9 protein-coding genes and 5 tRNA genes are annotated in these 10,813 nt (G+C 35.5%); 12 read left to right on the forward strand and 2 right to left on the reverse strand.

Annotation, left to right across the window (positions count from 1 at the left end; translation table 11 throughout):
* Window positions 1–80: 80 nt before the first annotated feature.
* The 12 genes from Q0Y84_RS11585 to smpB all read left to right on the forward strand — a co-directional run bounded on the left by Q0Y84_RS11585 (window position 81) and on the right by smpB (window position 9,226).
* Window positions 81–151: transfer RNA gene (locus Q0Y84_RS11585), tRNA-Trp, on the forward strand.
* Between the two features lie 12 nt (window positions 152–163).
* Window positions 164–236, forward strand: a tRNA-His gene (locus Q0Y84_RS11590).
* 7 nt (window positions 237–243) lie between these two features.
* Window positions 244–315, forward strand: a tRNA-Gln gene (locus Q0Y84_RS11595).
* A gap of 23 nt (window positions 316–338) precedes the next feature.
* Window positions 339–409 (forward strand) — tRNA-Cys (locus Q0Y84_RS11600).
* Between the two features lie 40 nt (window positions 410–449).
* A tRNA-Leu gene (locus Q0Y84_RS11605) sits at window positions 450–534 on the forward strand.
* Window positions 535–659: 125 nt separating this feature from the next.
* Entirely contained in the window at window positions 660–1,838 is a 1,179-nt protein-coding gene (locus tag Q0Y84_RS11610; RefSeq protein ID WP_297953883.1) for a glycosyltransferase family 4 protein, read from the forward strand.
* A complete protein-coding gene (locus Q0Y84_RS11615) occupies window positions 1,838–2,881 on the forward strand; it encodes a glycosyltransferase family 4 protein (RefSeq protein ID WP_297953886.1) in 1,044 nt (347 codons plus the stop codon). Before Q0Y84_RS11610 ends, Q0Y84_RS11615 begins: the two co-directional genes overlap by 1 nt.
* Window positions 2,881–3,906, forward strand: coding sequence for a lysylphosphatidylglycerol synthase transmembrane domain-containing protein (locus Q0Y84_RS11620; RefSeq protein WP_297953889.1), 1,026 nt, complete (start codon window positions 2,881–2,883; stop codon window positions 3,904–3,906). Before Q0Y84_RS11615 ends, Q0Y84_RS11620 begins: the two co-directional genes overlap by 1 nt.
* A 75-nt stretch (window positions 3,907–3,981) precedes the next feature.
* Window positions 3,982–6,042 carry an LTA synthase family protein gene (locus Q0Y84_RS11625; RefSeq protein WP_297953909.1) on the forward strand — a complete coding sequence of 687 codons (2,061 nt, stop codon included), beginning with the start codon at window positions 3,982–3,984 and terminating at the stop codon, window positions 6,040–6,042.
* A gap of 67 nt (window positions 6,043–6,109) precedes the next feature.
* A complete protein-coding gene (gene secG, locus Q0Y84_RS11630; protein WP_005722499.1) occupies window positions 6,110–6,343 on the forward strand; it encodes a preprotein translocase subunit SecG in 234 nt (77 codons plus the stop codon).
* Window positions 6,344–6,415: 72 nt separating this feature from the next.
* On the forward strand, window positions 6,416–8,755 hold the full coding sequence (gene rnr, locus Q0Y84_RS11635) for a ribonuclease R (protein WP_297953900.1): 2,340 nt from the start codon (window positions 6,416–6,418) through the stop codon (window positions 8,753–8,755).
* A 12-nt stretch (window positions 8,756–8,767) separates the two neighbouring features.
* Window positions 8,768–9,226 carry an SsrA-binding protein SmpB gene (gene smpB / locus Q0Y84_RS11640; RefSeq protein ID WP_297953903.1) on the forward strand — a complete coding sequence of 153 codons (459 nt, stop codon included), beginning with the start codon at window positions 8,768–8,770 and terminating at the stop codon, window positions 9,224–9,226.
* Between the two features lie 31 nt (window positions 9,227–9,257).
* On the opposite strand, the gene Q0Y84_RS11645 is transcribed toward smpB, so the two are convergent.
* Window positions 9,258–9,938 (reverse strand): chloride channel protein, encoded by a 681-nt coding sequence (locus Q0Y84_RS11645; RefSeq protein ID WP_297953906.1) that lies wholly within the window; start codon window positions 9,936–9,938, stop codon window positions 9,258–9,260.
* Complete coding sequence (locus tag Q0Y84_RS11650; protein WP_297953907.1) at window positions 9,908–10,438, reverse strand: hypothetical protein; 531 nt, start codon at window positions 10,436–10,438, stop codon at window positions 9,908–9,910. Before Q0Y84_RS11650 ends, Q0Y84_RS11645 begins: the two co-directional genes overlap by 31 nt.
* Window positions 10,439–10,813 lie beyond the last annotated feature (375 nt).

The raw sequence follows: 10,813 nt of genomic DNA on the forward strand, positions 1-10,813 counted from the left end.
GTAGCGAAGTGGCTAAACGCGGCGGTCTGTAAAACCGCTCTCTCTGAGTTCGGCGGTTCGAATCCACCCTCCTCCATAATAGGGATATCGTATAAAGGTAGTACATCGGTCTCCAAAACCGCTAGTGTGGGTTCAATTCCTACTATCCCTGTTAACCTTCATGGCGGAATTGGTGAAGGGGTTAACACACTGGTTTGTGGATCCAGCATGCGTGGGTTCGATTCCCACATTCCGCCCTAGTATTGGGATATAGCCAAGTGGTAAGGCATTAGACTTTGACTCTAACATGCGCTGGTTCGAATCCAGCTATCCCAATTCTAAATAATTTTATAACTTGTGGCGGTGTAGCCAAGTGGTAAGGCAGAGGTCTGCAAAACCTTAATCGTCGGTTCAAATCCGACCTCCGCCTTATCAACTACATAAGTTGATTATTTATAATTTAATATTTTGGCGGTGTGGCGGAATTGGCAGACGCGTCAGACTCAAAATCTGGTGTCCATTACGGACGTATCGGTTCGACCCCGATCACCGCTATTCTTATGAAGCGATCCAAGTAATTGGATCGCTTCTTTGTTATTCTTAAAATAAATTAGCATTTTATTATATAAATTGCACATGAATACAGGAATCTTTATAATGCTACATATGGAGGTATTTAAATGAATATTGGTCTTTATACCGATACATATTTTCCCCAGATAAGTGGCGTAGCTACTTCAATCAAAACGCTGAAGGAAGCGTTGGAAAAACAGGGGCATAATGTATTTATTTTTACTACTACTGACCCAAATGTGAAAAAGGGGACAGTAGAACCTAATGTGTTTCGTTTTAGCAGTATTCCCTTTGTTTCGTTTACTGATCGAAGAATAGCTTTTAGAGGACTGTTTGAAGCAGCTAAAGTAGCAAAGGAAGTAAATCTTGATGTGGTTCATACGCAAACTGAATTTGCATTAGGTACTATTGGTAAATATGTAGCTCATCAGTTGGATATTCCTGCTATTCACACTTACCATACAATGTATGAAGATTATTTGCATTATATTTTAAACGGACATTTGCTTCGGCCATACCATGTTAGACAGTTTGTTAAAAGCTATTTAAAAAATATGGATGGTTGTATAGCTCCAAGTGGCCGTGTTGAAGAATTATTGCGGCGCTATGGCGTTCAAATTCCAATTAGAGTTATACCTACTGGTGTAGATTTGCAAGGTATGAATAATGATGCGCAGCGTGATGTTCGGCCAGATCTTGGAATTGATCAAGATGCTCCTGTAATTTTGACTTTAAGCAGGGTTGCTGCTGAGAAGAAAATTAATCACATTTTAAATATAATGCCTGAAATTATTGATGAATTTCCCAATGTAAAATTTGTTATTGCAGGTGATGGTCCAGACGTAGATGTATTGAAAGATCAAGTAGAGCGATTGACGCTGGAAGATTATGTTATCTTTGCGGGTAATGTAGAGCATGGTGATGTTGGTAATTATTACCGAATGGCAGATATATTTGTTTCGGCTAGTGATACTGAAACTCAAGGACTTACTTATATTGAAGCCTTAGCAGCGGGAACTCCATGTGTAGTTTATAGTACAGACTATACTGAAAATATTTTTGACCAAGATATTTTTGGACGAACGTTTACTACGCAAGAAGAAATGCTACAAAAAATTGTTGCTTTACTTAAGCTAGGTAGAAAGAAAATTCCACAAGAACTTTTGCAAAATAAATTGCAAAAAATTTCCGCAGATCAATTTGCTAAAAATGTGGCTGATTTTTATCAGTATGCAATTGACCACTATCAATATAAGCATGATGAAGAGACAAAAAAGAGGATATAATGATTAGAATTAATATGTTCTCGCAAGCTGACTCAGTTAAGGGACAGGGCGTTGGCTCTGCTTATAATGAACTGATTAAGCTGCTTAGAACGCATTTAGTAGACGAATATTATGTAACGATTAATAAATATGGTAATAGTGATTTAACGCATTACCATACAATTAATCCTACGTATTATGCAAATAGTTTTTCACCTGCGCGAGGTAGAAAAATTGGGTATGTCCATTTTTTGCCAGATACATTGGAAGGCTCAATTAAGTTACCTGGCGTAGCTAAAAAAGTGTTTTATCAATACGTAATTGATTTTTATAAGAGAATGGATCAAATTGTAGTTGTTAATCCAATCTTTATTGATAAATTAGTCGATTATGGGGTTGATTCTGAAAAAGTGAAATACATTCCCAATTTTGTTTCTAAGACTGAATTTTATGAAGAATCGCTTGCTAGCAAAAATGCTTTTCGTCATGAATTAGGAATTCCACTTGATAAATTTATTGTTTTTGGTGATGGCCAAGTACAGGAGCGCAAAGGGATTGACGATTTTGTAAAAATGGCTAAGGCAAACCCTGATGTTCAATTTATTTGGGCGGGTGGTTTTTCATTCGGTAAAATTACGGATGGTTATGATCATTACAAAGATATGGTTGATAACCCGCCTAAAAATATGATGTTTACAGGAATTGTTGAACGAGAAAAATTAGTTAAGTACTTGAATATTGCTGATTTGTTTGTTTTGCCATCATATGATGAATTATTTCCAATGTCAGTTCTAGAAGCTTTCAGTTGTGGTACACCAGTATTGTTGCGTGATCTCGATCTTTATAGGGCAATTATTGATGGCTACTATTTGAGTGGAAAAGATTATAGTGAAATGAATCAAGTCTTGCAAAAGGCAGTTGCTAATCCACAGATTTTGAAAAAATATGGTGAATTGTCACGCAAAGCAAGTCAAGAATATTCAGAAGATCATTTGGCTAAAATTTGGAATGAATTTTATCATGAGCAATATATCCTGGGGAAAGAATTAGGTCAAATACATTAATGAATAAAAAACATTTATGGGGCATCCTGATTGTTTTGGCAATCAGTGCCTTTGTGCTATATACGGATTTAAAAGCTACGCCAATATCAGAAATATTGCAGGCAGCTCATGGCCTAAATATTTTTGCACTGATAATGGTTTTTGCTTTAATGCTTTTGTCTTATGTATGTGAAGCCGGAATTTTAGCGACGTTGGCGCATCGCAAAAAAGAGCCAAAAAGATCAGCATGGTCATTTTTGCGTATTCCAATTATCCAGGCTTTATTTAATGCTATTACACCAATGTCAACTGGAGGACAGCCTTCCCAATTATTAGCAATGATTCAAATGGGAATGGAAGGTGGGCGCTCCACCTCGATTTTGTTGATGAAGTTTATTATTTATCAGATTGTGGTCTTGTTTGCCTATGTATTTACGATCATTTTTGGCTTTCATATGGTAATGACTAAGTTTGTTGGCTTAGCAATTTTTATTGCCATCGGTTTTTTAATTCACGTAAGTTCAATTATTTTCCTTTTAGCCATTATGTTTGCTTATCGTTTTACTAAAAGAGCGACTAATTGGTTAATGGATTTATTAGCAAAAATGCTTAAAAAAGAACGAGTTGAAAAATGGCGTAAAGCTACTCTAGAAAAAATTGATACTTTTTACGCCGAAAGTCAAAAACTAAAAAAAGAAAAAAAGAAATTAATTATTGCCTCGTTTTTAACGGTATTACAATTACTTTTCTTTTATTCCATTCCGTTTATGGTATTAACTGCATTAAATGTTCCTTGTTCCTGGTATCAAGTAACGCAAATGAATATCATGATTATCATGTTTATGGCGATTATTCCAATTCCAGGTGCGTCGGGTGGAGCAGAATATAGTTTTCAAACCCTGTTTTCTAGTTTTATTTCATCACATGGTGCATTAATTTTAGCGATGTTTATCTGGCGCTTTTCAACTTACTTTTTTGGTATGCTTCTCGGAATTTTAGGTTGGATTTTTAAGCCTAAAAAGATAAAAAGCCCAGAAAATGATTAATTTTTATTAAAGTAGCAGAGTCTTGCTTAAATTCGTAGTAAGATAAGTTACCGTAATGAGAGGAGCATGAAGCAAGTGGAACACACCAAATCTTTTTTTAGATGGTTAACGCAAACTAAATTAGGCTTTTTTACGATTGTTTTAGTGCTTTTTTGGCTTAAAACTTATTTTATCTATTTGACTAAGTTTAATTTGGGAGCAGTAGGCCCAATGCAGCATTTTTTGCTGCTGATCAATCCAATTCCGTCAGGGATGCTTCTGTTAGGAATCGGGTTATTCTTTAAGGGACGCAAATCCTATTGGATTATTCTGATTATTGATTTCTTGCTAACGCTTTGGTTATTTGCCAATATCCTATATTATCGTGAGTTTTCAAACTTTTTATCTTTTTCAATCATTAAGACATCGGGTTCAACTTCTGATAATTTAGGTAAGAGTATTGCAGGAATTACGTTGGCAAGTGATTTTTTAGCCTTTGCTGATATTGCTGTGGTTATCGTGTTATTAGCGACTAAAGTAATAAAAATGGACGTCCGCCCATTAAAGCTAAAGGTTAATTTATTGATTGAAGCACTAGCAGCTAGTTTAATGGGATTGAATTTGTTAATGGCCCAAAATGATCGTTCCGGTCTTTTAACTAGAACATTTGATAATAATTATATTGTTAAATATCTGGGGATTAATGAATATGCCATTTATGATGGCTATAAAACAGCGCAAACTAGTGCTCAAATGGCCAAAGCTGATGTTTCTGATTTAAAGTCAGTTAAGAATTATTTAAAGAAAAATTATGTTAAACCTAATCCCGCATATACAGGTGTAGCTAAAGGTAAAAATGTTTTAGTCATTCACCTAGAGAGCTTCCAGCAATTTTTAATTGGCTATAAATGGAAGGGTAAAGAAGTTACACCTAATCTGAATAAGATTTATCACCAAAAAGATACGATTAGTTTTGATAATTTCTTTAATCAAGTTGGACAAGGTAAAACTTCCGATGCGGAAATGATGCTTGAAAATTCATTGTTTGGTTTACAATCGGGTAGTGCGATGTCAACATATGGGACTTCTAATACCTTTGAAAGTGCACCAGCAATTTTGCACCAACAAGCAGGCTATACTACCGCTGTTATGCACGGCGGTGCAGGATCATTCTGGAATAGAAACAATGCCTATAAGTCATTTGGCTATCAATACTTTATGCCGCTTTCTTTTTATCAAAATAAGCCTAGTTACTACATTGGATATGGTTTAAAAGACAAGATTTTCTTTGATCAATCAATCAAGTATATTGAACGATTGCCACAGCCGTTTTATTTAAAGATGATTACTGTTACAAACCATTATCCATATAATATCGATAAGAAGAATCAAACAATTGATAAGACTAATACTGGGGATGAAACGGTTGACGGTTATGTACAAACTGCGCATTATTTAGACCAAGCAGTTGGTGAATTTATGCGTTGGATGAAGAAAACAGGGCTTGATAAGAAAACCTTAATAGTCTTTTACGGTGATCACTATGGTATTTCTGGTAACCACCATAAAGCTAGTGCAGAATTGCTTAAGAAAGATTCATTTAATGATTTTGATAATTTGCAGTTCCAGCGGGTACCTTTGATGTTCCATATGAAAGGCTTGAAAGGCGGTATTAATCATACTTATGGCGGTGAAATTGATGTTTTGCCAACCTTATTGAATTTATTGGGAATTAAGGATAAAGATACTATCCAATTTGGTTACGATTTGTTAAGTAAAGACGCTCCGCAAATTGTAGCGCAGAGAAATGGTGACTTTATTACGCCTGAATATTCTAAGGTAGGTAGTAATTACTATGACACCAAGACTGGAGAAAAGATTAAACCTGACAAGAAATTGAAAGAAAAATTGGTAGCAATTTCTAATGTTGTTACTACACAATTATCCTTGTCAGATCGTGTAATTAATGGAAATCTACTTAGATTTTATCGACCAAAATGGTTTACCAAAATTAAGCCTAAGGATTATGATTATAATAAAGGTCTATCTTTGAAGCGGTTATTTGATGATCCAAGTAAAACGTCATTATGGTATCAAAATCATAAAAAGACAACACAAAAAGATTTTAGGACAGATGCGCCTGAACTAAAAAAATAACTGCAAAAACTAGTAATTTGTGATAAACTTGGTAAGTAAATCGTATGTGTGTATTGGAGGCAGCGCATTGTATAATTTAGTTATGACGCTACTAATCATTGTTTCAATCTTAATCGTTATTGCAACAATGATGCAGCCACAAAAACAACAAGATGCATTGAACGCCTTATCTGGCGGTGCCGTTTTTAGTGGTCAAACCAAAAAACGTGGTTTTGAAGCATTTATGGAAAAAGTAACCTCAGTTTTATTGGTACTCTTTTTCGTCTTTGCTATTATCTTAGCTTACATGTCTTCAAAATAAATTTTGTACCTCCCGATCAAAATATGATGGGGAGGCTTTTTTTATTAAATTTAAAGATCGGAGAATAACTGCATGGCACAAAACGAAAAAATTTTGGCCGGCGTTTTAGAAATTTTTCGCCATAATCCACAAAAACAATTTCGTGTAGATCAAATTGAACGTGAAGCACGTCGTGATAGATTAGGTAATTTTACTGAATTAATTAAAGCTCTTTCTTTTTTAGAGCATGAAAAGAAAATTATTACTGATGGTAAAGGGCAATATCAATTGGCCCAAGAAAATACCGAAGTTGAAGGTGAATTTAGAGCCAATGATAAAGGCTTTGGTTTTGTTAGATTAGATGATGAAAATGCAGACGATGTATTTGTCGCTGCAGATTATACCAAATATGCTGTTAATGGCGACCGCGTAAAAGTTAAGATTACTGCTGGTGGTAATCCTTGGAATGGTAAAGGACCAGAAGGGCAAGTTGAAGAAATTCTTGAACGTGGTCTGGAAACATTAGTTGGTGAATTTCACCCATTAACTGATAAACAAAGAAAAATTAGCCATTTTATTGGTTACGCTTTGAGTAACGATAAGAAACTGCACAAGTATCGTGTTTATTTATCAGAAAATGGTTTAATTCCTCAAATGGGCGATATGGTTAAGGTCTCAATTAAGGACTATCCTGATGAAGATAATCCTGAGTCAATGACTGGCACGGTAATTAACATCATTGGTAATAAAAATGATCCTGGCGTTGATATTATGTCAATTGTTTCAGCTCATGATGTTAGAACTGAATGGCCAGAAGAGGCAATGGCTCAGGCAAATGCTATTCCTGATCATGTTACTGAAGAAGAAAAGAAGGGCAGAGTTGATATTACTGACCAGCCCGCTGTTACTATTGATGGGGATGATTCAAAAGACTTTGATGATGCGGTAGTTTTATGGAAAAAGCCTAACGGAAATTATCATTTGGGAGTTCATATTGCCGATGTTTCTCATTACGTAACAGAAAATACTCCTTTAAATGAAGAAGCTTTTGCTCGTGGCAATAGTACATACTTAGTTGATCGGGTAATTCCAATGCTGCCATTTAGACTTTCAAATGGAATTTGTTCTTTGAATGAGGGCGTAGACCGACTTGTTTTATCCTGTGACATGGAAATTACACCAGAAGGTAAAAGAGTAGGCTATAAGATTTATCCTTCTGTGATGCGCTCACATGGCCGTATGACTTATAACAAGGTTAACCAAACTCTTAAAGGTGATATGGACGGCCTAGAGGATAAGTATGTTAAATTGCGTCCCATGCTAGAAGAAATGGCAGATTTGCATGCTGCTTTGTACAAACAACGTCATCAACGCGGAGCAATTGACTTTGAAGAACCGGAGGCAAAAATTATCGTTGATGATCAAGGTAAGCCAACGGATATTGTGCTTCATGAACGTGGTACTGCTGAAAAGATGATTGAATCATTTATGTTGATGGCTAATGAAACTGTAGCTGAAGACTTTTTCAAAAAGCATGTACCATTCTTGTACCGTGTACACGAAACACCAGATGCTGAAAGAATTAAGACCTTCTTTGAATTTTGCAGCGCCTTTGGTTTGAATATTCATGCTGATCCAGAAAATATTAAACCGCTTGATTTGCAAAAAGTGGTTTCTAAGACTACTGGTACTCCTGAAGAAGCTGTAGTACAAATGATGATGTTGCGTAGCTTGAAGCAGGCACATTATTCAGAAGATGCTTTGGGTCACTTTGGCTTAGCAGCAAAGTATTACACTCACTTTACATCACCAATTAGACGTTATTCAGACTTGATGGTGCACCGGATGATTCACGCATATCAAGAAAAAGGTATGGATGAAGAGACGCAAAAGCACTTTGCTGGTTATTTGCCAGATGTTGCGGAACAAACTTCAACCCAAGAAAGACGTTCAATTGATACTGAACGTGAAGTAAATGACTTGAAGATGACCGAGTATATGGCAGATCAAGTGGGACAACACTTTGATGCTGTAGTTTCATCCGTAACTAGTTTTGGTATGTTTATTCAATTGCCGAATACGGTTGAAGGGTTAGTTCATATTTCTAATTTAACTGACGATTTCTACAGCTTTAATGAAAAATCATTAACCCTTACTGGTCGCGGCACACATAAACAGTACAAGGTAGGGATGCCGATCAAGGTTACTTTGATTAATGCTAACGTTGAGCAACATCAATTGGACTTCGAAGTTTATGATCCTAATGCGCCTAAGCATAAATACAATGATCGCGGGATGAATAATCGTCGTCGTGGTAATCGTGGCTTTCATAATAATCATGGTCGTCGTGGTGGTAGATTTAACAATCATGATGATTATGGGCATAGTCGCGGCAACGATGGTCGTAGAGGTCGAAAGAATTTTAAACATTAGGGATTGATCTTAATGAAGAAAGAAAAAGAAGATAATTTAATCGCCCAAAATAAAAAAGCGCGGCATGATTATTTTATTAAAGAGACGCTGGAAGCTGGAATAGCTCTAACTGGGACGGAAATTAAGTCTGTGCGGGCTAGAAGAATTAATTTGCGTGATGGCTATGTGCAAATTGTTAATGGCCAAGCATGGCTAGAAAACGTCCATATCAGTGAGTATAAGCAGGGGAACCGTTACAATCACGAACCCCTGCGAAGTCGGCGCCTTCTTTTGCATAAAAAAGAAATTGCGCGTTTAGCGAAAGCACAAGCAGAACGTGGAATTGCAATTATTCCGCTTAAGGTATATTTAAAGCATGGTTTTGCCAAAGTATTAATTGGTGTAGGTCAAGGTAAGAAAGAATATGACAAACGCCAAACAATTAAAGAGAGGGACCAAAAGCGGGATATTCGCCGTAAATATGGTGTCTAAAAAAGGAATCCAACACGGATTCCTTTTTTAGTTATAATTTCTTTTCAAAATATTTCTTTTGCAAAAAGTTAACCAATAAACTGGTAATAATCAAAACTGGGGTTAATTCAATTGAAACTAATAGGCCTAATAAAATTATTGTTAATAATGGTTTTCCTAAGATCATTGTTAAACTAGCTGTTAACGCTATAACTGCGTTAATTCTAGGATTTCCTGGTAAGAATTTGGCACAGGCAACGCCAATAGCTAAGCTAGAAAAAATAGCGGGAAAAATTGTTCCGCCGCGCCAACCCATTACAAAGCCTAAATTAGTCATAATTGCTTTTACGATTGCAATTATTATTAACAATCCTGCTGGTAATTCAAATGCTTGTTTAGTAAAAGCAACGATTCTAAATTCTCCCGAAAATAAAATATCCGTGCTAATCAGTGAAGCAACAGCAAGCAAGATCCCAAATATACCGGCTTGCCCAACTTTACCAATTTTTACATTGATAATAATGGCAAACCAATTTTCCAGATGGATAAAGAAATAGCTGAAAATAATACCCACGATTAATGCAGGGATAGCAGTTAATAGGTTAAGCCATTGCCAATTGATTATGCGGTGGTGGATACCGAATACTCCTTCTTCGGGAAAGAGCTTGAAGACCAGAGCAGCACCTAATATTCCAATAATTGTCAAAGAAAAATAGCTAATTTCTTTTGCCAAGGCTTTTTAAACATTTGGCTGAATTTATCAGAGTGATTTAATTCGTGAGGATCCATTTTTTGATACCAAATATTTTTATTGAAATGATTTGCCCAACGAATTCTATCGCCTAACCAGTTAATCATGCCACTAGCTAAGACGGTAGTAGATGCTTCTGGTCCAATGCTTCCGCCAGCTGCTAAAGCTGTTAGTCCTAAAATAAATGATTTCCACCAATTATGGTAATTTATTTTTCCGTTTAAGCGGAAGCTGGTTAGTACTTCTTGAATTGTTAAAGGATAATCTCCTAATTTTTTATTGATAAAACCAATTGCAAAACCGAAGGGGATACAAATTAAGAAGGGATAAAATTTTGTGAAAGAGCTAGAAGCAGTTAAAAAAGGTGCCCAAATCAGGTGAATTACCCAATTAATTAAATTTAAATAACCAGCAGTTACTATGCCAATGATTAAACTAAAAATGATGGCATATAATGTTATATTTAATTTTTGCAGTTTCATCCGTTATTCCTCATCTTATTGTGATAAATTCTTATTACTAATAATATTATATTGGGCGAGTGAAAAGTATCAAATCATGATGAATGGTCACCAAAATGGTGCTATTTCAAAAAAATTCAAACTATAATTATGGAATAAAGTTCGAATAAGCTACAAATAAAAGGTAATATTGGGCAAGAAAATATGCATATTGATAAATAAAACGAACAATATTGCTTTATTTTAGCAGTTTTAGGCAATTAAGCATTAAAAAATCGAACAAAAACACAGACTTGCCAAAGAGGAGAAAATAAGGTAAATTAATAAAGTCGCGTTAAGGAATGCGGCAGAAGCTTATAAAAAGGCTTGTGAGGAAGAAAAAAGAAATAAAATTCA

Source organism: uncultured Lactobacillus sp. (assembly GCF_947367125.1).
Taxonomy (GTDB): domain Bacteria; phylum Bacillota; class Bacilli; order Lactobacillales; family Lactobacillaceae; genus Lactobacillus.